The organism is Sphaerisporangium aureirubrum, assembly GCF_042658925.1.
Classification (GTDB): domain Bacteria; phylum Actinomycetota; class Actinomycetes; order Streptosporangiales; family Streptosporangiaceae; genus Sphaerisporangium; species Sphaerisporangium aureirubrum.
On sequence record NZ_JBHSRF010000069.1, the window covers coordinates 1 to 25,303 of the forward strand.

Genomic DNA, 25,303 nt, shown 5'->3' on the forward strand with positions numbered 1-25,303 from the left:
CCCGCTCTGTCCTCGCCCCCGCTCTGTCCTCGCCCCCGCTCTGTCCTCGCCGCCGCTCTGTCCTCGCCCCCGCTCTGTCCCTCGTCCCACTCTGTCCCTCCTGGTCTGGTCCTCGCGCCCGCTCTGGTCTTTGTCCGCGGCCTGGTCCTCATCCCCGCTCTGGTCCTCATCCCCGCTCTGGTCCTCATCCCCGCTCTGGTCCTCATCCCCGCTCTGGTCCTCATCCCCGCTCTGGTCCTCATCCCCGCTCTGTCCCTCGTCCCACTCTGTCCCTCCTGGTCTGGTCCTCGCGCCCGCTCTGGTCCTTGTCCGCGGCCTGGTCCTTGTCCGCGGCCTGGTCCTTGTCCGCGGCCTGGTCCTTGTCCCCGGCCAGGTCCTTGTCCCCGGTCTGGTCCTCGTCCTTGATCTGGTTTCCGCGCCCGTTCCGGTCATCGCGCCGACCCGGCTCCATACCCGGCCGTCCGGCACCCGGCTAGTGTCGCCCTGGGGTTGTGTGTATCCGGCGCCGCGACGGCGGGACGTGGTACGGCGAATCCGGCGCCGCTCTACGGCGACAAGCCCACCCACACCCGCCGCTATCCGAGCGCTCTGCACCGGCGCCAAGCGGCGAACAACCGGCGTGTGCATGGCCACTGAAACGGTCCTCGCGAAGGCCGCGCTCCGCGCGAAAGCCGCAAGGGCTGTCCTTATGCGGGGACACCCCCGCACTCCCGACCCCGCCGGGCTCACCCGCACTCCACCGCGACACGTTCTGCTCCCACGCCCGCCATTCCGACCCGCACCCCCGGCCCGGATCCACACCCCACCCTCGGGCACCGGTTCGAGTCGCCCCAGCAGATCGTGTGCAACGGCGCCGGACGACGCGGCCGCGGCACAGCGAACCCGGCGCCGCGAAGGCGGTTGAGCTAGCCCCTCCTCCGTTACCCGCACGGGTTGTCCCCCCCAAACGGACATCCGCCCCAGCGGTCGCCTTGCTCGCCGCCACGTCGCCTTGCTCGCCGCCACGTCGCCTTGCTCGCCGCCACGTCGCCTTGCTCGCCGCCACGACGCCTTGCTCGCCGCCACGACGCCTCGGTCGGCCGCGACGACGCGGGACGTGGCCAGCGAACCCGGCACCGCCATAAGGCGGCGGGTGAGCTAACCCCACTTCCGTTACTCGCACGGGTTGTCCACCCCGAACGGGCATCCGCCCCAGCGGTCGCCTTGCTCGCCGCCACGTCGCCTTGCTCGCCGCCACGTCGCCTTGCTCGCCGCCACGTCGCCTTGCTCGCCGCCACGTCGCCTTGCTCGCCGCCACGTCGCCTTGCTCGGCGCCACAACGCCTTGGTCGCCGCGACGACGCGGGACGCGGCACGGCGAACCCGGCGCCGCCGTCCCATGGTTGAGCTAACCCCACTTCCGTTACCCGAACGGGGTTGTCCACCCCGAACGGGCATCTGCCCCAGCGGTCGCCTTGATCGCCGCCGCGTCGCTTGGTCGGCGCCACGACGACGCGGGACGCGGGACGGCGAACCCGGCGCCGCCCTGCCGCAACAAGCCCTTTGCGCGCCGGCCAACTCTCCTGGGGCTCTGCCCGGGCACCTACGCACCGTAGATGGTGCGGGGAGTCCGGTGGTGGCGAGTTCACATCGTCGCCGGCCACTCCTCCGCGTGTCCCCCAGCGTTGGCGCGGTCAGACGTGGTGCGGCGAACCGGTGCTGTTCTGCGGCGGGGGACCCGCGTGCACCGGCGATATCTCTGGGTGGTCGTCTCCGGTGCCGGGCGGGGCCGTTCATGGGTGGTCCCGCACCGACTCCCACGCCTGCACGTTTGTGACCGACCCCGCTTGTGGGAGCGCCTGCGACGCCGCCTCCACTCCGGTTCGTGCCTCTGATATAGACGACACTGTCATCGGAACACCGTGGTGCGGCGGGACCGGCTCCGCCCTGCGGCGGGTAAAGCCGCACCAGCCGTTTCTCCACGTGTTCTCTGGCGCTGGCGTTACCGCACGTGGCAGGAAGCGGAGAACCCGGCGCTGCCTTGGGGCAGCGAGCCCACCTCACCATCCGTCATTTCGTCGCGTCGGCGGACTTTGTCGGCGATCGTACGCCGGACGGAGAGCGACTCGTCCTGAGGGTGAAGCGCTAGGCGTCGTTGACGCTGTCACAGGGGGCCGGGGGAAGGCGGACGCGGTGGAGAAGCGGGTGGCGGAATCGGCGCCGGTGTACCGGCGTACGCGGAGTTCGTCACAGGAGGCGGTTTGGAGGGGCGGCCGAGGCGGATGGGGGCCCGGGAAAACGCGGGTAGCGCCTTTGGGGCGCTACGCGTGATGGGTGATGTGGGAGGCCGGTGATGGGAGGGTGGCTACGGCTAGACCCGGGGGTGGTCGGGGTTCGTCGTCGGTTGTGGAGGGTGGGGGGTGGGTCAGGGTTCGTCGTGGGGGGTGTGGAGGGTGGGGGCGGCGTTGGGGGCCATGGTGGTGATGATGCGTTCGAGGTCGTCCATGGTGGCGAATTCGACGACTATTCGGCCCTTGTGGCGGCCCAGGTCTACGCGGACGCGGGTTTCGAAGTGGTCGGAGAGGCGGTCGGCCAGGGTGGTCAGGGCGGGCTCGGGGAGGGCCTTCTGGCGGCGGGGGCGGAGGGCGGGGGCGGCGGTGGCTTCGCCCATGGAGACGATTTCTTCGACGGTGCGGACGGAGAGGCCTTCGGCGACTATGCGGTCGGCCAGGTGCTCCTGGGCCGCGGGGTCGCTCAGCGCCAGCAGGGCTCTGGCGTGGCCGGCGCTGATCGTACCGGCGGCGACGCGCCACTGGACTCCGGTGGGGAGGTTCAGCAGGCGCAGGGTGTTGGTGATGTGCGAGCGGGAGCGGCCGACCCGCTGGGCCAGCTGCTCGTGCGTGGCGCCGAAGTCGTCCAGGAGCTGCCGGTAGGCGGCCGCCTCTTCCAAGGCGTTGAGCTGCTCGCGCTGGAGGTTCTCGATGAGGGCGTCGCGCAGCAGGGCGTCGTCCTGGGTGTCGCGCACGATGGCGGGGATCACCTTGAGGTCGAGCAGCTGGGACGCCCGCCAGCGCCGCTCCCCCATGATCAGCTCGTATCGCCCGCCCCCGACCTGGCGCACCACGATGGGCTGGAGCAGGCCGACCTCACGGATGGAGTCGGCGAGCTCACGCAGGGCGTCCTCGTCGAAGATCTCGCGCGGCTGCCTCGGGTTACGGGTGATGGCGTCGAGCGGTACCTCCATGAAGTAGGCGCCGTCGATCGGCTTGAGCCCGTCGTCCGCCTGTGACGGCGCCGCGGCCGTGCCCCCCGGAGTCCGCACGTCGACGAGCGGCCCGGTGGGGATCAGGGCACCGAGCCCCTTCCCCAGTCCAACACGCCTCTGCTGGCCCACGAACTCCTCCTCGCCCAGCCCGCGGTCTCACGCGGACGGCCACCATCGTGACCGCCGCCGGCCGCACCTTGTCCTGACGTTCCGCCGGATCGGCACGGGCACGCTCCACAGGAGCGTACCGGCACCGGACCGGATCAGCCTCCGGTGACCGCCGCGCCGCGGTAGGCGAGCTCCCTGGCCGCGTCCATGTACGCCATGGCGCCGCTGGACCCCGCGTCATAGGTGAGCACGGACTGCCCGTAGCTCGGCGCCTCGGACACCCGGACGCTGCGCGGGATGACCGTGCTGAGCACCGTGTCACCGAAGTGGGCCCTGACCTCGTCGGCCACCTGGGAGGCCAGCCGGGTCCGGCCGTCGTACATGGTCAGCAGGATCGTGGAGACCCGCAGCACCTGGTTCAGGTGCACGCGGACCAGTTCCACGTTCTGGAGCAGCTGGCTGACCCCTTCCAGCGCGTAGTACTCACACTGGATCGGGATCATGACCTCCTCGGCCGCGACCATGGCGTTCACGGTCAGCAGGCCGAGGGACGGCGGGCAGTCGATCAGGATGTAGTCGAGGTCGATCGTGTCGAACGCCTCGAGCGCCCGCTTGAGCCGGGCCTCCCTGGCGACCAGCGACACCAGCTCGATCTCGGCGCCCGCCAGGCCGATGGTGGCCGGGGCGCAGTAGAGGTTCGGCATGTCCGGGACCGGGCTCACGATCTCCCGCAGCGGCAGGTCTTCCACGAGCACCTGATAGACCGACGGGATCTCGCCGCGGTGCTCGACGGAAAGGGCCGTCGAGGCGTTCCCCTGCGGGTCCAGGTCGACGACGAGCACGCGCTGGCCGTGCATCGACAGGCCGGCCGCGAGGTTCACGGCCGTCGTCGTCTTGCCGACGCCGCCCTTCTGGTTGGCGATGGTGATGATCCGGCGGCGCGGCGGCCGGGGCCAGTCCCCATCCTGCCGGGAAGGTGGGTAACTGATCGAAACGGGAGCGGACGGAGCTGTTTCACGTGAAACCACTGAGCTGAGCGCCTCTCGGACCAGCGGCGAATCGCCTGGGGTGTAGGGGGGCTGGGGCACGGTCGTCGTCCTTTCCACCGGCGTGGCGGGAACGGAGCCGGAAGGCCAGCCGAGACCGGAGGGCCTGCCTTCCGACGTGGTGACGTGACGATCCGGCCAGCCAAGGCCGGTGGACGTACCCGGCATGACCGTCACCTCTTCCGTCGGCGGCGCGCACCCTGCGCGCTCCGGGCCGGACGTCCGGCGACCACCCGGACAAGAGTCGTGGGCGGATCGACCCTACCGCGCCCGACGGTGACAAGCTCGGCGGTCCGCACCCCATACAACCGTAATTGTTCGTCCGCGGCGTCCAATTCGCCCGCCGCGCGCTCCCCTTTCATCGCCAGCAGCTGCCCGCCCTCGCGCAACAACGGCATCGACCAGGACAGCAGCCGGTCGAGCGGCGCCACCGCCCGGGCCGAGGCGACGTCGAAGACCTGCTTCCCGGCCAGCTCCTCGGCGCGGCCCCGGACCACCGAGACATTGGGCAGCTTCAGCTCGGCCACGCACTCGTCCAGGAAGGTCGTACGCCGCAGCAAAGGCTCCAGCAGCGTGACCGTGACGTCGGGCCGGACGATGGCGAGCACGATGCCGGGCAGCCCGGCCCCCGAGCCGATGTCGACGAGGCTCGCCTCCGGCGGCACCACGTCGGCCACCACCGCGCAGTTGAGCAGATGGCGGTCCCAGATACGAGGGACCTCCCTCGGCCCGAGCAGTCCCCGGACCACGCCCGGCCCGGCCAGGATGTGCGCGTACGCCTCGGCGCGTGGCCACGCGTCGCCGGTAAAAACCTCGCGCGCCACGGCGGGCGCCTCGGGCAGCTGATCGCTTTCCGCCATCACTCACTCAACCAGAACGGGCAGAACATCTTCGCGTAAGGGTAACCGCCCCGGGCTGCCGGCATGCGTGCGACGCGTGCGGCCGCGGACGGCAAGGCCGGCGGCGGGACCGCGGCCACCTGCGCGTACGTCCGTCAGCAGAGGGCAATCGGAAGGTCAAAACATGATCGGTTTTCCCGGCGACGGCCACGCCAGCGGCACGGAAACCGGGGGAGAGGGCTACCAATGGAGGTGACGCATCGGATAACCCGGCTCGTTCGGCCAACGTCAGCGAACGTCAGCGATCGTCAGCTCAGGGGCCTGGAAACCGAAGGGCCGCCGATCCCCAGGATCGGCGGCCCGCCGCATGTGCGGTCGTTCGCTCTCAGACCGGGAGCACGACCACGAAACGCTGGGGCTCCTCGCCCTCGGACTCGCTGCGCAGCCCCGCCGCGGCCACCGCGTCGTGCACGATCTTGCGCTCGAACGGTGTCATCGGCTGCAGCGACCTGGCCTCGCCGGACCGCTTGACGTCCTCGGCGGTCTTGGTGGCCAGCTTGCTCAACTCGACCCGCCGGCCGTGGCGGTAGCCGGCCACGTCGAGCATCAGCCGGGACCGCTCGCCCGTGCGCCGGTGCACGGCCAGCCGGGTGAGCTCCTGCAGCGCCTCCAGCACCTCGCCGTTGTCGCCGACGAGGTCGCCGCCCTTGATGTCGACGATGGACACCAGCGCGCGGTCGCCCTCGACGTCCATGTCGATGTCACCGTCGAGGTCGGCGATGTCCAGCAGCCCTTCGAGGTAGTCCGCCGCGATCTCGCCCTCCTGCTCCAGGGCGCTGATATCGGGGGCGGCCTGCGGGGCCTGCCCCTCGTTGACTTCGGTCACGTCCGAACTCCCCTTCGAGACAACCGGCTACGACTTCTTGCTGCCCGTGCGCTTGCTGCGCGGCTGCCGGGTGGGCTGCTGGCGGATCACCTTGGGCGTGGGCTCATCGGCCACGGGCTCGTCGGCGGGTTCCTTGGCGGCGGACTTGCCGGGCAGGAACCTGCTCAACAGCCCTGGCTTGGGCTCGGGCTGCACCACGTTGCCCTTGGCGTCGACGACCGGCATCGGGTGGCGACTGTAGAACCAGTGTTGCTGGCCGAGCGTCCAGAGGTTGGTGGTGACCCAGTAAAGAATAAGGCCGAGCGCGAAGTTCAAGCTGAATACCGCGAACAGCGGCGAGATGTACATCAGGATCTTCTGCTGCTGCGCCATGGGGTTGTCCGGCATCTGGGCCATCGACCGGGTGACGCTCTGGCGCACGGTGAGGAAGGTCGTCGCCGAGCTGACCGCCACGAAGATGCCAAGGACGATCTTGGTGACGACGGGGTCGGCGCCCAGGGCCGTGATGTGCTCGGCGCTGGTGAAGAACGTGGCGGGGATCGGCGCGCCGAACACGTGCGCGGAGCGGGCGCTGTCCACCATCTGCTGCGTCATGCCGTACTTGGCCTGGTCCTCGGCGATGGCCCGCAGCACGGTGAACATGGAGATGAAGATGGGGAACTGCGCCACGATGGGCAGGCAGCCGCCGAGGGGGTTGGCCCCGGCATCCTGGTAAAGCTTCATCACCTCCTGGTTCATCCGCTGCTTGTCGCTCTTGTACTTCTTGCGCAGCTCGGCGACCTTGGGGGCGAGCTCCTGCATCTTCCGCGACGAGCGCATCTGCTTCATGAAGAGCGGGAAGATCAGGAGACGCATCAGCACGGTGAGCGTGATGATGGTCAGTGCCCAGTTCAGGCCGTTGTCCGGGGGGATGAACGTGCTGTAGCCCGCGTGAATCCACGCGATCACATGGGCTACGGCCTCATATAGCCAATTCAGCCATGACAGCTCCACCGAGCTAGCTCCCTTGCGTTTCGTCGTGGGGCCGGACCGGGCGCGGAGGCACCGGGTCGTAACCTCCCGGGTGGAAGGGGTGGCAACGCCCGATTCGTCTGACGGTCAGCCACAGCCCTCGCAGTGCGCCGTGCACAGCGATGGCTTCAAGTCCGTAAGCACTGCAGGACGGTTCGAACCGGCAGCGCGGCCCGAGGAGCGGACCGATGAAGGCCCGATAGAACCGGATCGGGACCAGCAGGACCCTGGCCGCGGGGGAGACCCGCACCGCCTGGCGCGGGATGGGCACGCTCACGACCGGCCGCCGGAGGCTAGCTCCGCCGGCGTCCTGGGCTCGGGCACCCGACTCACCGCCGCTCATGTTGATCCGTCCGTCGCGGCCGGGCGATCGGCTCGCCGCGCGGGTGCCCGGCGGCCGATCAATCGCTCCAGGACGACGTCCAGTTCGGCGGCGAGGAGATCGCTACGCGCGGACGCCGCCTGGGGATTGGCGCGTACAACAAGCAGGCTACCTCGCGGTAGGGAGTGGAGTCGGTGCCGCATCAGATGTCTCAGCCTGCGCTTCACCCGGTTGCGCACCACCGCGCCGCCGACGGCCTTGCTCACCACGAAACCGACCTGAGGGGGGTCCGCCGGGTTTCCGCGGTCGCTCAGATGGGCGACCAGGGTAGGGCGTCCGGCACGCCGGCCTCCCTTGATCGCGCTCACGAACTGATCGCCCCGGCGCATACGGAAGGCGGACGACAACACGAGTGGACCTGTCTCTCAGACGAACACGGGCCCGGGTACGGCTGACGCCCGCCGGTCGGAACCGACGGGCGGGCGGGCCAGAGCGGCCCGGGCGCTCCGCGTGGTCAGGCGGAGAGCTCCGAACGGCCCTTGCGACGACGGGCGGCGAGGATCGCGCGACCGGCTCGCGTGCGCATGCGCAGCCGGAAGCCGTGGGTCTTCGCGCGGCGACGGTTGTTCGGCTGGAAAGTACGCTTGCTCACGAGTGGGCTCCAGGCTTGAGTTCGCCCGCACGGCGTACGGACGAGTGACACACAGGGCTTGGCCTGCCGGATAGCACGGGCACGCCAAAGTGCCGTCGCGCGACAAGCCGACCGTCGTACGTTACGGGGCGGGGGGCCCGCAGGTCAAACCGGAACGGCGTGGCCATACGCCCCACCAAGGTTATCCACTATTCCACAGCCCCGTTATCCACTGCCTCCCCTTCATCCACAGTATGTGCATCGTGTCTCCCCCAACCAGCCACTAGTCTGTGGACAACGTCTTGAACAGGGGTGTGCACAGCGCTACTGTCGACCCTCCGAACCTTCCCTCTAACTCGCCGATACGCACCGACGCGCATCCGAGGGCTGTGGACATCGTGTGGAAACGATGTGGATCAGCGGAAGGAGCCTGCGGACGACGCTGTGGGGACAGCCGTGAGGCCGGGCGCTCACAGAGCTTGCTCTCGCGGACGCCCATGTGGATAACGAACCGCGGCGAGCGTGCGGGGGCCGCGTCAAGGGAGGAGGGGCCGACCAATGGATGGTGTCGACCTCGGCCCGATCTGGGCCCGAGCACTGGGAACCTTCGCGGACGGCAGCGTCCCACCGCAACAGCGTGCGTGGCTGACGATGACCCGGCCGTTCGGTCTCGTGAAGGACACGATCATCCTGGCCGCGCCCAACGACTTCGCCAAGGACGTGCTGGAGACCAAACTCCGGCCGCTGATCGCGCAGGCGCTGTCGCAGGAGTTCGGCCGGCCCATGCGGGTGGCCGTCATGGTCGACCCGATGAGCGGCGCCGGCGAGGTGCCGGCCCCCCGATCGGACGGTTATCCCCAGTCGCCGCAGAGCGGTTATCCACAAGGTGGACAACCACGTCCCGGCTACGGAGAGCCTGGTGGCCAGGGGTCCATGGGCCACCAGTCCTACCCGGGCCACTCGTCGTCCACCGATTATCCACAGGGCAGGCCACAGGCCCAGCCGTTCTCCTATCAATATGGGGACAACCCCGAGGGCTCCTACGGCCCCCAGGCCGAGCCGGTGCAGCCGTACCTCCCGGACGACTACCAGCAGCGCCAGGAAGGCTTCCAGCACCAGGACGACTTCCCCGGACGCCCGGGGAAGGAGCAGCCGCAGCCCCCGTCGCAGCCCGCCCCCGGCGACCCCGCCTCCTCATACGGCCATGGTCACGGTCACGGCGACGGCTCCCAGGGCTTCCCCCCCGCGCAGAGCGGCGGATATCCGGCGGAACCCTCCTTCCCGCCCGGTCGGTCCGAGGGCCGTCCGCCGCGCCCGCGCCAGGACCCCGACGACTTCGACCGCCCCGCCCCCAACCGCTGGGACGGCCGGGAGAACCGCGGCGGCAAACCCACCGAACCCGCCCGGCTGAACCCCAAGTACACCTTCGAGACCTTCGTCATCGGCGCCTCCAACCGCTTCGCGCACGCCGCCGCGGTCGCGGTCGCCGAGGCGCCGGCCAAGGCGTACAACCCGCTGTTCATCTACGGCGACTCCGGCCTCGGCAAGACCCACCTGCTGCACGCGATCGGCCACTACGCCCAGCGGCTGTACGACGGCGCGCGGGTCAGGTACGTGAGCTCCGAGGAGTTCACCAACGACTTCATCAACTCGATCCGCGACCACAAGGCCGACGGCTTCCGGGCCCGGTACCGCGCGGTCGACATCCTGCTCGTGGACGACATCCAGTTCCTGGAGGGCAAGGAGCAGACCCAGGAGGAGTTCTTCCACACCTTCAACACCCTGCACAACGCCAACAAGCAGATCGTCATCTCCAGCGACCGCGCGCCCAAGCAGCTGGTGACGCTGGAGGACCGGCTGCGCAACCGCTTCGAGTGGGGGCTGATCACCGACGTGCAGCCTCCCGAGCTGGAGACGCGCATCGCGATCCTGCGCAAGAAGGCGATCCAGGAGGGCCTGGCCGCGCCGGGGGACGTGCTGGAGTACATCGCCAGCAAGATCTCCACGAACATCCGCGAGCTGGAGGGCGCACTCATCCGCGTCACCGCCTTCGCCAGCCTCAACCGCCAGTCGGTCGACCTGCAGCTCGCCGAGGTGGTGCTGAAGGACCTCATCACCGAGGACTCAAGCACCGAGATCACCATCGCGACGATCATGGCGCAGACCGCGGCGTACTTCGGGCTGTCCATCGACGACCTGTGCGGCGGCTCGCGCTCGCGGGTGCTGGTGACGGCCCGGCAGATCGCGATGTACCTCGCCAGGGAGCTCACCGACCTGTCGCTTCCCAAGATCGGCCAGCAGTTCGGCGGACGCGACCACACCACCGTCATGCACGCGGAACGCAAGATCCGTTCCCTGATGGCCGAGCGCCGGTCGATGTACAACCAGGTCACGGAGCTGACGAACCGTATCAAGCAGAACTCCCGCACCGCCTGATGATCCACAGCCTGTGGATAACTCTGTGGATCAGCGACTCCGAGCGGCGAATCTGCGGAAACCCCCTCGGATCGCTCGATCAACCAAGCGCATGACCGGTTCCGGCGACGTCAGAGCCTGGGGACAACTCTGGGGACATCCTGGGGAAGACTTGGGGACATCTCGTGGACAACCTGGGGACGCCCTGTGGGCGGGGTCGGAGCCCCAGGTGAATTGCCCGTTATACCCCGTGGATAACCGGTGGAAACCTCGTGGATAAGCAGTGGATGAAGACCCCCCAATCTGGGGACGGCCTGTGTGCAACGCGCGGCTGTCCCCAGGCCCGCCTCGGATACCCACCGTCCACCCACAGGCCCGGTGGACAACGCAGGGCCTCTGAGCTGCGAAGACGTTAGACTTCCACATATCCACGCCCCCTAATGAGATGACCTGTATCTCTCTCTACTAAGAACTCAAGACCCATAGAAGGGTTCCGGCGCTTCGCTCGTGCGGGAGAGTGAACACTTGAGTGCACGGCACCGAGTGGCATCGGGCGGCGGAGCCGGCGAAGACCGCGATCAACAGACAGCCGATACAGCAGGAGGCGGATCCCCGTGATGTTCCGGGTCGAGCGAGACGTACTCGCGGAGGCGGTCGCGTGGACCGCACGGAGCCTGCCCGCACGGCCCTCGGTGCCGGTGCTCGCGGGCATGCGGCTAGAGGTCACCGAGCAGCAGCAGCTCAAGCTCTCAGGCTTCGACTACGAGGTGTCCGCCGAGGTGACCCTGGAGCTGCAGACCGGTGACCCCGGCCTCGTCCTGGTCTCCGGCCGCCTGCTCGCCGAGATCACCAGGGCGCTTCCCGCACAGCCTGTGGACTTCGTGGTGGAAGGCGCCAAGGCCGTGGTCACCTGCGGCAGCGCCAGGTTCACCCTGTTGACGATGCCCGCCGAGGACTACCCGTCCCTGCCCGCGATGCCCCCCGCCGCCGGCCGGGTGGGCAGCGACGTGTTCTCCTCGGCCGTCAGCCAGGTCGCCGTCGCCGCCGGCAAGGACGACACGCTGCCGATGCTCACCGGCGTCCGCATGGAGATCGAGGGCGACACCGTCACCCTCGCCGCCACCGACCGCTACCGCCTCGCCGTGCGCGAGCTGAAGTGGCAGCCGGACCAGCCGGACTTCTCGGCGGTCGCGATGATCCCCGGCCGCACCCTGGCCGACACCGCCAAGTCGCTCACCACCGGCGCCGAGGTCGAGATCGCGCTGAGCTCCACCGGTGGCACCGGCGAAGGCATGATCGGCTTCTCCAGCTCCGGGCGGCGCACCACCACGCGGCTGCTGGACCCCGAGTTCCCCAAGTACCGCTCGCTGCTGCCCACCGAGTTCTCGGCGCACGCGGACATCCCGACGTCGTCCTTCGTCGAGGCCGTCAAGCGCGTCGCGCTGGTCGCCGAGCGCAACACGCCGGTGCGGCTGGCGTTCCGCGGCGGCGAGGTGGTGCTGGAGGCCGGCAGCGGCGACGAGGCCCAGGCGGTCGAGGTGCTCCCCGTGGAGTTCGAGGGCGAAGAGATCAACATCGCGTTCAACCACCAGTTCCTGCTGGAGGGCCTCGGCGCGATCGACTCCGACGTGGCCCGCCTGCAGTTCACCACGTCCACCAAGCCCGCCATCCTCACAGGTGGAAAGCCTGTGGACGACGGCGGGGTCCCCGACTACCGGTACCTCATCATGCCCATCAGGCTGTCCAGCTAGGATCCGGTCGGCCGGGCATGCACCCGGCCGGGCGGGGTACGCGAGCGTACGCCGTTGAACACGATCGACCTCGACGAGGGGTGGCGCAGATGCAGATCGGCATGGTCGGGCTGGGCAAGATGGGCGGCAATATGGCCGAGCGGCTGCGCCGGGGCGGCCACGAGGTCATCGGGTACGACCGTGATCCCAAGGTCGCCGACGTCCCGAGCCTCCAGGAGCTGACCGAGCGGCTGAGCACCCCCCGCGTCGTGTGGGTGATGGTCCCGGCCGGCGACCCCACCAGGGACACCGTCCGGCGGCTGTGCGAGCTGCTGTCCCCCGGTGACGTGGTCGTCGACGGCGGCAACTCCAACTACCTCGACGACAAGAAGCACGCCGACGAGCTGGCCGAGCACGGCATCGGCTTCGTCGACGTCGGCGTCAGCGGCGGGGTGTGGGGCCTGCAGAACGGCTACGCCCTGATGGCCGGCGGCGAACCCGCGCACGTGGAACTCCTCATGCCGGTCTTCGAGTCGCTCAAGCCCGAGGGCGACTACGGCTTCGTGCACGCCGGCAGCGTCGGCGCGGGCCACTTCGCCAAGATGGTCCACAACGGCATCGAGTACGGCATCATGCAGTCCTTCGCCGAGGGCTGGGAGCTGCTGGAGGCCACCGCCGTGGTCACCGACGTGCCCGGCGCCTTCCGCAGCTGGCGGGCCGGCACCGTGATCCGCTCCTGGCTGCTGGACCTCGCGGTGCGGGCCCTGGAGGAGGACCCCGACCTGTCCGACCTCAAGGGCTACGCCGAGGACTCCGGCGAGGGCCGCTGGACCGTCCAGGCCGCCGTCGACCACGCCGTGCCCCTCCCGGCGATCACCGCGGCCCTGTACGCCCGCTTCGCCTCCCGCCAGAACGACTCGCCCGCCATGAAGATGGTCGCCGCCCTGCGCAACCAGTTCGGCGGCCACGCCGTCTCCTCGATCGAGGGCATGCACGCCAAGGGCGCCGACGCCCCCGGCGCCGACGTCACCCCGCCGGGCGACAAGCCGAGCTGACGGGCGGCGACGCGCGCGGGGCCGCTGTTGTCGTAGTGGCCCACTACCCTTCGTGGGGTGCATGTCGCCCATCTGTCGCTGACCGACTTCCGGTCCTACTCCACCGTGGAGCTGGCCCTGGAGCCGGGGGTGACGGCACTCGTCGGGCCGAACGGCCAGGGGAAGACCAACCTCGTCGAGGCCCTCGGCTACGTCGCGACGCTGGGCAGCTTCCGGGTCGCCACGGACGCGCCGCTGGTGCGCCAGGGGGCCTCCCGGGCGGTCGTCCGCTCCGTCGTCGTCCGCGACGACCGACGGGCCCTGGTCGAGATCGAGATCAACCCGGGCCGGGCCAACCGCGCCCGCCTCAACCGCTCGCCGGTGTCCAGGCCGCGCGAGGTGCTCGGCCTGCTGCGCACCGTGCTGTTCGCGCCCGAGGACCTCGCCCTCGTGAAGGGCGACCCGGCCGAGCGCCGCCGCTTCCTGGACGATCTGCTGGTCGCCCGCGCCCCCCGGTTCGCCGGCGTCCGGGCCGACTACGAGCGCGTCCTCAAGCAGCGCGGCGCCCTGCTGCGCACCGCCGCGCAGTCCCGCCAGGGCCGTCGCCGCGGCCCGCGCCGCGAGGAGGCCGACGCCGGGTTCGCCGCCGCGGGCGCCGGGGACCCTTTGAGCACCCTCGAGGTCTGGGACGCCCATCTGGCCCGCCACGGCGCCGAGCTCCTCGCCGCCCGCCTGGACCTCGTCGAGTCGCTGCGCCCCCTCGTCACGCGCGCCTACGCCACGCTGGCGCCCTCGTCGGCCCCGGCCGACATCGAATACCGCGCCACCGCCGCCGCGCCGTCCTGGGCGCCGCTGGGTGGGGGCGGACCCGTGGCGGACGAGACGGCGGCGCCGTCCACAGGTGTGCGCGGCCCTGTGGCCGGCCGCGCCGCGCTGGAGGAGGCGCTCCGCGCCGCGCTGCTGGAGGTGCGGCAGGCGGAGCTGGAGCGAGGCGTGACCCTGGTCGGCCCGCACCGGGACGACCTGGTCCTGTCGCTCGGCCCGCTCCCCGCCCGGGGGTACGCCAGCCACGGCGAGTCGTGGTCGTTCGCGCTGGCGCTGCGCCTGGCGGCGTACGACCTGCTCAAGGCCGACGGCGGGGACCCCGTGCTGATCCTCGACGACGTGTTCGCCGAGCTGGACTCCCGCAGGCGCCGCAGCCTGGCCGAGATGGTGGCTCCCGCCGAGCAGGTGCTGATCACCGCGGCGGTGGCCGAGGACGTCCCCGCCCAGCTCGCGGGTTCCTGGTTCGACGTCGCCGAGGGGAGCGTGACCCGTGTCCGCTGAGCCGTCCGCCGAAGTCCCCGGCGTCCAGTCGTCCGAGGGCGTCGCGTCCAAGGGCGCGGCCCTGGCGAGGGAGAAACTCGCCCAGGCCAAGGCGGACGCCGCCAAGCGCGGCCAGCTCCCCCGGCGCGAGCCGCGCCGCAGGTCCTCACCCCGCCGCGACGCCGCCGATCCCCAGCTCCTCGGCCGCGCCATCCGGGAGCTGCTCTCCGACCGCGGCTGGGAACAGCCGGTCGCCGTCGGGGGCGTCTTCGGCCGCTGGAAGGAGATCGTTGGGCCCGATCTCGCCGCCCACACCAAACCCGAGACCTTCGCCGACGGCGAGGTGCTGGTCGTCGCCGACTCCACGGCGTGGGCCACCCAGCTGCGCATGCTCGCGTCGAGCCTGGTCAGGCGCCTGAACGAAGAGCTCGGCGAGGGCACCGTGCAGCGGGTGAGGGTGCGCGGCCCGCAGAACGGCCCGCGGCCCACCGGCGGTCTGCGGGTCACCGGCAGCCGCGGTCCCCGTGACACCTACGGCTGACCGCCGGTCAAGTCGTGGCGCTGCGGCGGCGGGGAGGGTGATGACCCCGTCGAAACCGATCAGATTCGCGTTGGCGGGGCCGACCCCCTCTCCGGTGGGGGGATGCTGGAAGGGGGGGTGAACGCCCGACAGGCCACCACAGCGGCCGTCAATGCCACCTGAACCGCCGATGACCGGTAGAATGAAATCGGATTCCGGACACGTCCGCATGCGGGTCACCCCGGCTTACTCGCCGATCCCCCGGGTGGTCGCATCGAGGCACTCACGACGGTGACGGGCACGGCACGGGCAGCCACAAGATGGTTTCCCATGCCGCGTGTCCGCGGCAGGAGGATTTCACACTTGTCCTACGATGCTAGCTCTATCACCGTTCTCGAAGGGCTTGAGGCGGTTCGCAAGCGCCCTGGCATGTATATCGGGTCGACCGGTGAACGCGGGCTCCACCACCTCGTGCAAGAGATCGTCGACAACTCCGTCGACGAGGCGCTCGCCGGGTACGCCGACCACATCGAGATCACCCTCCTCCCCGACAACGGCGTCCGGGTCGTGGACAACGGCCGCGGCATCCCTGTCGGAATCGTCCCCGGCGAGCAGCGGCCCGCCGTCGAGGTCGTCCTGACCGTCCTGCACGCCGGCGGCAAGTTCGACAGCAAGTCCTACGCCGTCTCCGGCGGCCTGCACGGCGTGGGCGCGGCCGTGGTGAACGCCCTGTCCAGCCGCCTCAAGGTCGACGTCAGGACCGAGGGCCACCACTGGCGGCAGTCCTACCTCCGAGGCGTCCCCGAGGCGCCCCTGGCCAAGGGCGAGCCGACCACCGAGACCGGCACCACGACCACGTTCTGGGCCGACGAGGACATCTTCGAGACGACCACCTGGAGCTTCGAGACCCTGTCCCGGCGCTTCCAGGAGATGGCCTTCCTGAACAAGGGCCTGACGATGGTCCTGCGGGACGAGCGTCCGGAGTACGTCAACGGCGAGCCCCGCGAGGTGACCTACCACTACGAGGGCGGCATCTCCGACTTCGTCCGGCACATCAACTCGAAGAAGGAGCCCGTCCACGCCTCGGTGATCGACTTCGAGTCCGAGGCCGAGGGCATCTCGGTCGAGATCGCCATGCAGTGGAACGCCTCGTACACCGAATCGGTCTACACCTTCGCCAACACCATCAACACCGCCGAGGGCGGCACCCACGAGGAAGGCTTCCGCGCGGCGCTGACGTCCATCGTCAACCGCTACGCCCGCGAGCAGAAGTTCCTCAAAGAGGGCAAGGACGACAACCTCACCGGTGACGACATCCGCGAAGGCCTGACCGCGATCATCTCGGTCAAGCTCACCGACCCGCAGTTCGAGGGCCAGACCAAGACGAAGCTCGGCAACACCGAGGCCAAGTCGTTCGTGCAGAAGGCCTGCAACGACTCCCTGCGCGACTGGTTCGAGCGCAACCCCGGCGAGGCCAAGGACATCATCAACAAGTCCCTCCAGGCCTCCCGCGCCCGCATCGCCGCCCGCCAGGCGCGCGACCTGACCCGGCGCAAGTCCCTGCTGGAGGCGGGGTCCGGCCTGCCGGGCAAGCTGGCCGACTGCCAGTGGACCGAGCCGGAGAAGTGCGAGCTGTACATCGTCGAGGGCGACTCGGCGGGTGGCTCCGCCAAGGGCGGACGTGACCCGAAGTTCCAGGCGATCCTCCCGATCCGCGGCAAGATCCTCAACGTCGAGAAGGCCCGCATCGACCGGGTGCTGAAGAACAACGAGGTCCAGGCTCTGATCACGGCGCTCGGCACCGGCGTGCACGCCGAGTTCGACATCGCCAAGCTCCGCTACCACAAGCTGATCCTCATGGCGGACGCCGACGTCGACGGCCAGCACATCACCACGCTGCTGCTGACCCTGCTGTTCCGCTTCATGCGGCCGCTGATCGAGGCGGGCCACGTCTACCTCTCCCAGCCCCCGCTGTACAAGATCAAGTGGGACCGGCGCGGTGAGGACGCCAGCTACGCCTACTCCGACCGCGAGCGGGACGCCGTCATCCAGGCCGGCATCGAGAGCGGCAAGCGCGACCCGCGCCTGCACGACGGCGTGCAGCGCTTCAAGGGTCTCGGCGAGATGAACGCCTCGCAGCTGTGGGAGACCACCATGAACCCCGAGACCCGGGTCCTGCTCCAGGTCACCCTGGACGACGCCGCCCAGGCCGACGAGATGTTCACCGTGCTGATGGGTGAGGACGTCGAGGCACGTAGATCTTTCATCATCAGAAACGCACGGGATGTCCGGTTCCTCGACGTGTAGCAGCGATGGCCGAACAGACTGACTCTTCTTCGAAAAGGACGCATCACCCGTGACGGAAGTCAATATTCCACCTGGGACCCCTGCCAACCGGGTCGAACCGGTCGACATCCAGTCCGAGATGCAGCGCAGCTACATGGACTACGCGATGTCGGTCATCGTGTCCCGGGCGCTGCCCGACGTCCGGGACGGGCTGAAGCCCGTGCACCGGCGTGTGCTGTACGCCATGTACGACGGCGGATACCGTCCCGACCGCGGCTATTTCAAGTGCTCCCGCGTGGTCGGCGACGTGATGGGCTCCTACCACCCGCACGGTGACGCGTCCATCTACGACACCGTCGTGCGGCTGGCCCAGCCCTGGTCGCTGCGGTACACACTGATCGACGGCCAGGGCAACTTCGGCTCGCCCGGCAACGACCCGGCCGCCGCCATGCGGTACACCGAGTGCCGCCTGGCGCCGATCGCCATGGAGATGCTCCGGGACATCGACAAGGAGACCGTCGACTTCCAGCCCAACTACGACGGGCGCTCCCAGGAGCCGATCGTCCTGCCGTCCAGGTTCCCGAACCTCCTGGTCAACGGCTCGGCCGGCATCGCGGTCGGCATGGCGACCAACATCCCGCCGCACAACCTGCGCGAGGTGGCCGAGGCCGTCCGCTGGTGCCTGGAGAACCCCGAGGCGTCCGAAGAGGAGCTGATCGAGGCCCTGATCGCCCGGGTCAAGGGCCCCGACTTCCCCACCGGCGCGCTGATCGTCGGCCGCCGCGGCATCGACGACGCCTACCGCACCGGCCGCGGGTCGATCACCATGCGCGCCATCGTCGAGGTCGAAGAGGACCCCAAGGGCCGGCAGTGCCTGGTGGTCACCGCCCTGCCGTACCAAGTGAACCCGGACAACCTCGCGCTGACCATCGCCGAGCTGGTCAAGGACGGCAAGGTCACCGGAATCGCCGACGTCCGGGACGAGACGTCCTCGCGCACCGGCCAGCGCCTGGTGATCGTCCTCAAGCGGGACGCCGTCGCCAAGGTCGTGCTGAACAACCTCTACAAGCACACCCAGCTGCAGACGACCTTCGGCGCGAACATGCTCGCGCTGGTGGACGGCGTGCCGCGCACCCTGCGGCTCGACCAGTTCGTCAAGTACTACGTCGCCCACCAGATCGAGGTCGTGGTCCGCCGGACCCGCTACCTCCTGCGCAAGGCCGAGGAACGCGCCCACATCCTGCGCGGCCTGCTCAAGGCCATGGACCGCATGGACGAGGTCATCGCGCTGATCCGCCGCTCCCCCTCGGCGGCGCAGGCCGTCGGCGGCCTGATGGAGCTGCTGGAGATCGACGAGATCCAGGCCGGCGCCATCCTGGACATGCAGCTGCGCAAGCTCGCCGCGCTGGAGCGCCAGCAGATCACCGACGAGTACGACTCGCTGATGACGCACATCGCGGACTACCAGGAGATCCTGCTCTCCGAGCCGCGGCAGCGCCAGATCGTCTCCGACGAGCTCTCCGACATCGTCACCAAGTACGGCGACGAGCGGAAGACCGAGATCATCGCCTACGACGGCGACATGTCCATCGAGGACCTCATCGCCGAGGAGGACATGGTCGTCACGATCACTCGTGGCGGCTACGCCAAGCGCACCAAGACCGACCTGTACCGCGCGCAGAAGCGCGGCGGCAAGGGCGTCCGGGGCGCGCAGCTGCGGCAGGACGACATCGTCGAGCACTTCTTCGTCACCACGACGCATCACTGGCTGCTGTTCTTCACCAACAAGGGCCGCGTCTACCGCATCAAGGCGTACGAGCTGCCCGACTCCGGCAGGGACGCGCGCGGCCAGCACCTGGCGAACCTTCTGGCCATGCAGCCCGACGAACATGTCATGGAAGTTCTCGATTTGCGGGACTACGACGTCTCGCCGTACCTCGTGCTCGCCACCCGCAGCGGCCTCGTGAAGAAGACCCGGCTGTCGGAGTACGACTCGCCGCGGTCCGGCGGGCTGATCGCCATCAACCTCCGTGAGGACGACGAGGTCATCGCGGCCCGGCTCGTCTCCGAGGAAGACGATCTGCTGCTGGTCTCGCGCGGCGCCAAGTCCATCCGCTTCACCGCCTCCGACGAGGCGCTGCGCGCGATGGGCCGCGCCACCAGCGGCGTGATCGGCATGCGTTTCCTCGACGGTGACGAACTTCTGGCGATGAACGTCGTCAGCGATGGCGCGGATGTGCTTATCGCCACCGAAGGCGGGTATGCGAAGCGGACGCCAGCCGACCAATATCCCGTTCAGGGAAGAGGCGGACAGGGCGTGCTGACTGCGAAGATTGTCAGTGCTCGTGGCAAGCTGGTCGGAGCAGTCATGGTGAGTCCCGAAGACGAGGTGTTCGCGATCACTTCGGCCGGAGGGGTCATCCGGACCAGTGCGGGCGAGATCAAGCAGTCCGGCCGCCAGACCATGGGAGTGCGCTTGATGAACCTCTCGGACGGAGACAGCGTCGTTGCGCTCGCCCGCAACGCCGAAGCGCTGGACGGCGAGGACACCGTGGGAGATGACGAGCAATGAGCCCGCAATCCAACTCCGGCGGAACGGGCAAACCGCCCGGCTCCACGTCCAGCCGCAAGCGCAGCACCGCCAAGAGCACCCGCACGCCGACCTCGGCCAACTCCCCAACGCGTGATCAGGTCACGGAGAGCGTAAACAAATCGGACGGCACGGCCGAGGGTCGTTCACCCGCGGAGCAGAGTGATGACAGGGTTGTCATCGTGTCCAACGACGATGCCGTGACCCCGCCCAAGAGCTCCAAGAGCACGGGCGAGGAGACCGGCGACCCGACCCTGCGCATCCGCTCGTCCACTCCGTCGGACGACCCCTGGACCCCCTCCCGCGAGGGAGGCGGCCCCACCCGCCCCGCCAAGAAGCCTGCCGACCCGCCCCCCGGCCGCACACCCGGCGGCTCGTCTTCCAGCGGCCCGGGTTCCAGCGGCCGTCCCGGTTCGGGCGGACCTGGTTCCGGCGGCCCCGGTGCCGGTTCCAACGGCCCGGGTCCCGGTGGTCCTGGTTCCGCAGGGTCCGGCCCCGGCGGCCCCGGTTCCGTCGGCTCTGGTTCCGGCGGCCCTGGTGGCCCCGGTTCTGGCGGCTCTGGCCCTGGTGGCCCCGGCGGTCCTGGTGGCCCCAGCGGTCCCGGTTCTCCCGGCTCTGCTCCCGGCGGCCCGGGCTCCGGCAGCCGGGGTCCCGGCAGCGCGGAATCCGGCGTCCCGGGCCGGCCGGGTTCGAGCCGCCCCGGTTCGGGCCGTCCCGGTCAGGCGCCCGCGGCGGGCCCGGTGCCTTCCGCAGGCCCGTCGGCGCCGTCCCGTCCCGGCGACTCGCTCCGCTTCGGCGACGGCTCGCGCCCCGACCCGAGCGGCGCCTCCCGCCCCGGCCCCCCGCCGCGCCCCACCTCGGCGGACTCCCCGTCCGGCCCCGGTGCGCGCTCGGGCCCCGGCGGCAACGCCGCCCCGCCTCCGCCCTCCGGCACCCGGGCCGGATCCGGCCCCGAGACCCGGATCGGCTCGGGCCCCGAAGCCCGGCTGGGTTCCGAGACCCGCCCAGGCCCCGACGGTCGCCTGGGCACCGAGACCCGCCCCGGCAGCGCCCCCGACCCCCGCACCACGCGCCCCGCCGGCAAGCAGTCCACCGCCGACGCGAAGCAGTCCGGCCTGGGTTCCATGGCGGCCCTGGCCACGTCCACCGAACCCACCACCGCCCGCACCGACCAGCGCGGCCGCCCGTCCGCCAAGGCCCCCCGCAAGGCCCACCTGGTCCTGCGCCGGGTCGAGCCGTGGTCGGCGATGAAGTTCAGCTTCGTGGTCAGCCTGGTCTGCTTCGTCGTCCTGTTCGTAGCCGTAGCCGTCCTCTACGGCGTCCTGTCCGCCCTGGGCGTCTTCGACTCGATCGTGAACACCGTCACCCAGCTGACCGTCCCCGACGGCAACACCAGCAGCGGCCTGGACATCAAGTCCTGGTTCGAGCCCGTCCGCATCCTCGGCTACACGGCCCTCCTGGGCGCCGTGAACGTAGTCCTGATCACCGCCCTCAGCACCCTGGGCGCCGTGATCTACAACGTGGCCTCCGACCTGGTAGGCGGCGTGGAAGTAACGTTCAGCGAAGCCGAATAGCCCAAACCGGGACCCTCTCCCAGGGAGAGGGTCCCGACGGGAAAGACGACCGTTGAGGGCTCGGTCAGGCGCCCTCAACGGTCCCCCCACCCCCACCACAAGGTAAGCTTCCCCTTGTCGGAATCCGATTCGCCTCCACCCCGAGGACGCGATAGTGTTTTCCTGCACCACCCCAAGGGGCTATAGCTCAGACGGTTAGAGCGCTTCCCTGATAAGGAAGAGGTCCCAGGTTCAAGTCCTGGTAGCCCCACCACAGAACTTCAGAAGAATCCCCAGCTCAGAGGCCCTGATCCCCGCAAGGGACGGGGCCTTTCGCGTTCACCGGGCGCGCGCTTGGGGGGATATGGGAGATCACGTTTTCCTGGTTGCCGTCAGCCGTCTCCGGGTTGCGTCAACAGCTGATGCGACTTCCTGTTGAGCAGCGGTACCAGGTCGACCAGTAGCGCCCGCTCCTCCTCGGCGAGCTCCCGGATCGAGTCCGCCCACCGGCGCGTCAGGGCGGTATGTACCCGGTCCTGCATCTCCGGGGTCACGTGCTCGTAGATCTTTCCCATGCCCTTCATCTTGTGGCACAGACGAGCACCCCGATCGGCCTGAAAAATACGGCTGGAAGGATCTGTTCTACAGCCACGGCGGCGCCAAGATCAAAAGAGGGCGGGCAGCCGCCACCTCGGTCGGTCGCTACGTATCCCAGCTCACCGGCCAGCCTTTTCACCCGCATGCAATTGCTCCTGCGTAACCCGGACGTCCCGGCTAACGTCGCTGACGCGATGTCGAAAGCCACCGGGGGACGAAGAGCGAACAAGGCGCGGAAGAACGAGAACGAACGCGTCCGTACGGAGATCGAGTCCATCAAGGGCCTCGTGAGAGTTCTCGGCCCGCAGGGTTACGTGCTCTACCAGGCATCAAGGACGGCAATGTCACCATCGTTCCGGTTCCCGCAGGCAGCTCCGTCAAGGTCACGCCGCAGAACTGACCTTTCTCCGGCGTTCTCAGCCTCCTGGCCAGGGCTGCATCGGGCTCGTCAACCACTTCGCGCACTGACCGCTCGCGACCAATACGACGGGGGAAGATCATGCCTGGGAAGGCATCCACCAACATTACCCTGATAGCGCTCGGCGCCCTGTCACTGGCCATGGTCGCCCTCTCGTACGGTAGCGACGAGCCGGACGTGACCGCTGACTGTGTAGAACAGCAATCCGACGGCTCGTACTTGGCGGTGGAGGACGGGTACTGCGGCGCCGGTGGCGGGACACACGGCGGCGGCGCGTTCATCTGGCTGTACGGCGGGTCCCGCAACAGCGACGGCCGGATCACCGGCGGGTCGATCAGCCGCCCGCCGAAGGGCAACATCTCCACCCGGTCCGGGACGGTGATCCGCGGCGGTATCGGTGGGCACGGCGGGGGCGGGTCCTGATGCGCCGCGAGGTGGGAGATCGGCGCCCCCTCTGGGAGCAGATCGTCGAGTCCCAGGGCCTGGGGTTCCACCGGGCCGTCGCACCCGGCTACGGCGGGCGGCCGTACTGGGACGAAAGCGCCCATTACACGTTCTCCATGGTCGAGGTCCTCGACCTGGAGAGGGCCGTCGAGGACCTGCACCGCATGTGCCTGACCGCCGTGGAGCACGTCATCAAACACAAGCGGTATGCGGGCTTCGCGATCCCCGAGTGGTGCTGGGAGCCCATCCGCCGGTCCTGGAAGCGCCGCGACCCCCACCTGATCGGTCGGTTCGACCTGTGCTACGACGGCGCCGGTCACGCCAAGCTCCTGGAGTACAACGCCGACACCCCCACCTCGCTGGTGGAGGCATCAGTGGTCCAGTGGTTCTGGCTCAAGGACGTGTATCCCGACGCCGACCAGTGGAACAGCATCCATGAAGCCCTGATCTCCCGCTGGCGAAAGCTGTGCGGGCCGGGTGCGTCGGCGCACTTCGCGTGGACCGCCACGGACGAGGTCGGCGAAGACGCCCTGAACGTGGCCTACCTCGAAGACACCGCGCAGTCGGCTGGGCTGCGGACCACAGCCATCACGGTGGAGGACATCGGGTGGGACACCGGCCGCGAGGCGTTCGTCGACCTGGACGGCAATCCGATCGGCAGCCTGTTCAAGCTGTACCCCTGGGAGTGGCTGGTGACCGACCCGTTCGGTCGCTCCGCAGTGGAGCGGCAGGCCCGGGTACCGTGGATGGAGCCGCTGTGGAAGATGCTCCTGTCCAACAAGGCCTTGCTCGCGGTGCTGTGGGATATGTACCCCGGCCACCCGAACCTCCTCCCGGCCTACCTGGACGGCCCGCGCGAGCTGGGATCCTACGTCCGTAAGCCGCTACTCGGCCGCGAAGGCGCGTCCATCCGGATCGTCACTCCCGGCCAGACGCAGGACACCCCGGGCGAATACGGCGCCGAGGGCTACGTCTACCAGGAGTTCTGGCCGCTCCCCGACTTCGACGGCTGGCATCCGGTCCTCGGCGCATGGGTCGTCGGCGACGAGTCCGCAGGCGTCGGCATCCGCGAGACATGGGGCCTGGTCACCGACAACACCAGCTCTTTTCTGCCACACCGAATCGACACCTGACCTGCTCTTCGCCGGGCCCCCGCCAATCGGGGGCGCGCCCGGCGCTCTCGTCCCACCGGTCGCCGTTCTTGAGTGATCGCGCGCCGGGCTGAAGAGGCCTGGCGGACCCTGCCAGGCCTCTTCTGGCGTGGTGGTCTCGCCGACCGGTGCCTGGAGCGCCTTTCCGGGGCGCCTTTAACGCTTGCGGACGATCGTGACGCCGTCGCGTACCGGGAGCATCACGGACTCGACGCGGTCGTCGGTGACGATCAGGTCGTTGAGGTCGCGCATGGCCACGTGGTGCTCCTCCTGGAAGGCCGGGTCCAGGACACGGCCGCCGAGGAACACGTTGTCGAGGACGGCCAGGCCGCCGGGGCGCAGGCGTTGGACGATCTCCTCGTAGTACGCGGGGTAGCTCACCTTGTCGGCGTCGACGAAGGCGAAGTCGATGGTGGGGGTGGCGGGGAGGGCGCGGAGGGTCTCGGTGGCGGGGGCGATCGCCAGGTCGATGCGGTCGGCCACGCCGGCGCGTTCCCAGTAACGCCGGGCGACGGTGGTCCATTCGGTGCTCACGTCACAGGCCAGGAGGCGGCCGCCGTCGGCCAGGCCGCGGGCGATGCAGATGGAGGAGTAGCCGGTGAACACTCCCACCTCCACGGCCAGCCGGGCACCGGTCATCCGGGTCAGCATGGTCAGGAGGGCGCCCTCGTCGTGGGAGATCTGCATCGTGGCCGCGGAGCCGGTGGCCTCTCGCGTCTCGGCGACCAGATCGTGCAGCAGTTCGTCGGCGGGGGTGGAGTGCGTGAGCACGTAGTCGGCGATGACGGGGTCGACGATCTGCGTGTCGTCTCCCTTGAGAGGGGGCGTCCACTCGACCTTGAGTTCCTCGCGGGTGGCGAAGCGCAGCAGGTGGCGGGTGACGACGTCCTGCACACCGGCCAGAGCGTCGGCGTCCACGGCCGTGGCGATCATCATGAGGTGGTCGCCGTCGGGGGCGAGCACGCAGCGTCCTCCGCTCAGGGTGATCACCCCCCGCCCGTCTCCGGCGATTTCCGTGGTGGCCTTGTGGCCCATGTGCGAGACCAGCTGCCTGATGTAGCGCTCGGGACGGTCGGTGGCGACGTGTGCCGTGGAGGAGGGCATGGCTGTCCTTCCATTCGGGATGAACGCTAAGCGTCGAAGAACGGTACTACGCCCTCGTCAGCAGGAGCTT

21 protein-coding genes and 1 tRNA gene are annotated in these 25,303 nt (G+C 69.5%); 11 read left to right on the top strand and 11 right to left on the bottom strand.

Annotation, left to right across the window (positions count from 1 at the left end):
- Nucleotides 1–238 precede the first annotated feature (238 nt).
- From ACFP1K_RS31645 to rpmH, 9 genes are all read right to left on the bottom strand, one after another.
- The gene (locus tag ACFP1K_RS31645) at nt 239–451 is read right to left on the bottom strand and encodes a hypothetical protein (RefSeq protein WP_380760231.1); all 213 of its coding nucleotides are present in this window, start codon (nt 449–451) and stop codon (nt 239–241) included.
- 1,952 nt (nt 452–2,403) lie between these two features.
- Nucleotides 2,404–3,372 (bottom strand): ParB/RepB/Spo0J family partition protein, encoded by a 969-nt coding sequence (locus ACFP1K_RS31650; protein ID WP_380760233.1) that lies wholly within the window; start codon nt 3,370–3,372, stop codon nt 2,404–2,406.
- 134 nt (nt 3,373–3,506) lie between these two features.
- Complete coding sequence (locus ACFP1K_RS31655) at nt 3,507–4,340, bottom strand: ParA family protein (RefSeq protein ID WP_380760333.1); 834 nt, start codon at nt 4,338–4,340, stop codon at nt 3,507–3,509.
- Between the two features lie 230 nt (nt 4,341–4,570).
- Entirely contained in the window at nt 4,571–5,257 is a 687-nt protein-coding gene (rsmG, locus tag ACFP1K_RS31660) for a 16S rRNA (guanine(527)-N(7))-methyltransferase RsmG (protein WP_380760235.1), read from the bottom strand.
- Nucleotides 5,258–5,621: 364 nt separating this feature from the next.
- On the bottom strand, nt 5,622–6,122 hold the full coding sequence (locus tag ACFP1K_RS31665) for a Jag family protein (RefSeq protein WP_380760238.1): 501 nt from the start codon (nt 6,120–6,122) through the stop codon (nt 5,622–5,624).
- A gap of 27 nt (nt 6,123–6,149) precedes the next feature.
- Nucleotides 6,150–7,115 carry a membrane protein insertase YidC gene (gene yidC / locus ACFP1K_RS31670; RefSeq protein WP_380760240.1) on the bottom strand — a complete coding sequence of 322 codons (966 nt, stop codon included), beginning with the start codon at nt 7,113–7,115 and terminating at the stop codon, nt 6,150–6,152.
- Between the two features lie 4 nt (nt 7,116–7,119).
- On the bottom strand, nt 7,120–7,404 hold the full coding sequence (gene yidD / locus ACFP1K_RS31675) for a membrane protein insertion efficiency factor YidD (protein WP_449329169.1): 285 nt from the start codon (nt 7,402–7,404) through the stop codon (nt 7,120–7,122).
- A gap of 68 nt (nt 7,405–7,472) precedes the next feature.
- Nucleotides 7,473–7,865 carry a ribonuclease P protein component gene (gene rnpA / locus ACFP1K_RS31680; RefSeq protein ID WP_380760242.1) on the bottom strand — a complete coding sequence of 131 codons (393 nt, stop codon included), beginning with the start codon at nt 7,863–7,865 and terminating at the stop codon, nt 7,473–7,475.
- Between the two features lie 104 nt (nt 7,866–7,969).
- The gene (gene rpmH, locus ACFP1K_RS31685; RefSeq protein ID WP_013885212.1) at nt 7,970–8,107 is read right to left on the bottom strand and encodes a 50S ribosomal protein L34; all 138 of its coding nucleotides are present in this window, start codon (nt 8,105–8,107) and stop codon (nt 7,970–7,972) included.
- A gap of 537 nt (nt 8,108–8,644) precedes the next feature.
- On the opposite strand from rpmH, the gene dnaA reads away from it, so the two are divergent.
- From dnaA to ACFP1K_RS31730, 9 genes are all read left to right on the top strand, one after another.
- Entirely contained in the window at nt 8,645–10,522 is a 1,878-nt protein-coding gene (gene dnaA, locus ACFP1K_RS31690) for a chromosomal replication initiator protein DnaA (protein WP_380760244.1), read from the top strand.
- A 593-nt stretch (nt 10,523–11,115) separates the two neighbouring features.
- Nucleotides 11,116–12,252, top strand: a complete 1,137-nt coding sequence (dnaN, locus tag ACFP1K_RS31695; protein WP_380760246.1) for a DNA polymerase III subunit beta — start codon at nt 11,116–11,118, stop codon at nt 12,250–12,252.
- A 17-nt stretch (nt 12,253–12,269) separates the two neighbouring features.
- Nucleotides 12,270–13,286, top strand: a complete 1,017-nt coding sequence (gene gnd, locus ACFP1K_RS31700) for a phosphogluconate dehydrogenase (NAD(+)-dependent, decarboxylating) (protein WP_380760248.1) — start codon at nt 12,270–12,272, stop codon at nt 13,284–13,286.
- Nucleotides 13,287–13,343: 57 nt separating this feature from the next.
- A complete protein-coding gene (gene recF / locus ACFP1K_RS31705; protein WP_380760251.1) occupies nt 13,344–14,591 on the top strand; it encodes a DNA replication/repair protein RecF in 1,248 nt (415 codons plus the stop codon).
- The gene (locus ACFP1K_RS31710; RefSeq protein WP_380760253.1) at nt 14,581–15,111 is read left to right on the top strand and encodes a DUF721 domain-containing protein; all 531 of its coding nucleotides are present in this window, start codon (nt 14,581–14,583) and stop codon (nt 15,109–15,111) included. Before recF ends, ACFP1K_RS31710 begins: the two co-directional genes overlap by 11 nt.
- A 342-nt stretch (nt 15,112–15,453) precedes the next feature.
- Nucleotides 15,454–17,397, top strand: a complete 1,944-nt coding sequence (gyrB, locus tag ACFP1K_RS31715) for a DNA topoisomerase (ATP-hydrolyzing) subunit B (RefSeq protein ID WP_449329168.1) — start codon at nt 15,454–15,456, stop codon at nt 17,395–17,397.
- 49 nt (nt 17,398–17,446) lie between these two features.
- Nucleotides 17,447–19,948, top strand: a complete 2,502-nt coding sequence (gene gyrA, locus ACFP1K_RS31720; RefSeq protein ID WP_380760257.1) for a DNA gyrase subunit A — start codon at nt 17,447–17,449, stop codon at nt 19,946–19,948.
- A gap of 758 nt (nt 19,949–20,706) precedes the next feature.
- Entirely contained in the window at nt 20,707–21,540 is an 834-nt protein-coding gene (locus ACFP1K_RS31725) for a DUF3566 domain-containing protein (RefSeq protein ID WP_380760259.1), read from the top strand.
- Nucleotides 21,541–21,716: 176 nt separating this feature from the next.
- Nucleotides 21,717–21,793 (top strand) — tRNA-Ile (locus tag ACFP1K_RS31730).
- Between the two features lie 118 nt (nt 21,794–21,911).
- Here the strand turns inward: ACFP1K_RS31730 and ACFP1K_RS31735 are convergent.
- On the bottom strand, nt 21,912–22,094 hold the full coding sequence (locus tag ACFP1K_RS31735; protein WP_380760261.1) for a hypothetical protein: 183 nt from the start codon (nt 22,092–22,094) through the stop codon (nt 21,912–21,914).
- Nucleotides 22,095–22,615: 521 nt separating this feature from the next.
- On the opposite strand from ACFP1K_RS31735, the gene ACFP1K_RS31740 reads away from it, so the two are divergent.
- Nucleotides 22,616–22,957: a hypothetical protein gene (locus tag ACFP1K_RS31740; protein WP_380760263.1), complete on the top strand. Its 342-nt coding sequence runs from the start codon at nt 22,616–22,618 to the stop codon at nt 22,955–22,957.
- A complete protein-coding gene (locus ACFP1K_RS31745; protein WP_380760265.1) occupies nt 22,957–24,111 on the top strand; it encodes a glutathionylspermidine synthase family protein in 1,155 nt (384 codons plus the stop codon). Before ACFP1K_RS31740 ends, ACFP1K_RS31745 begins: the two co-directional genes overlap by 1 nt.
- A gap of 174 nt (nt 24,112–24,285) precedes the next feature.
- Here ACFP1K_RS31745 and ACFP1K_RS31750 read toward each other — a convergent pair whose 3' ends face one another.
- A complete protein-coding gene (locus ACFP1K_RS31750) occupies nt 24,286–25,233 on the bottom strand; it encodes a DUF2218 domain-containing protein (protein WP_380760267.1) in 948 nt (315 codons plus the stop codon).
- Nucleotides 25,234–25,303 lie beyond the last annotated feature (70 nt).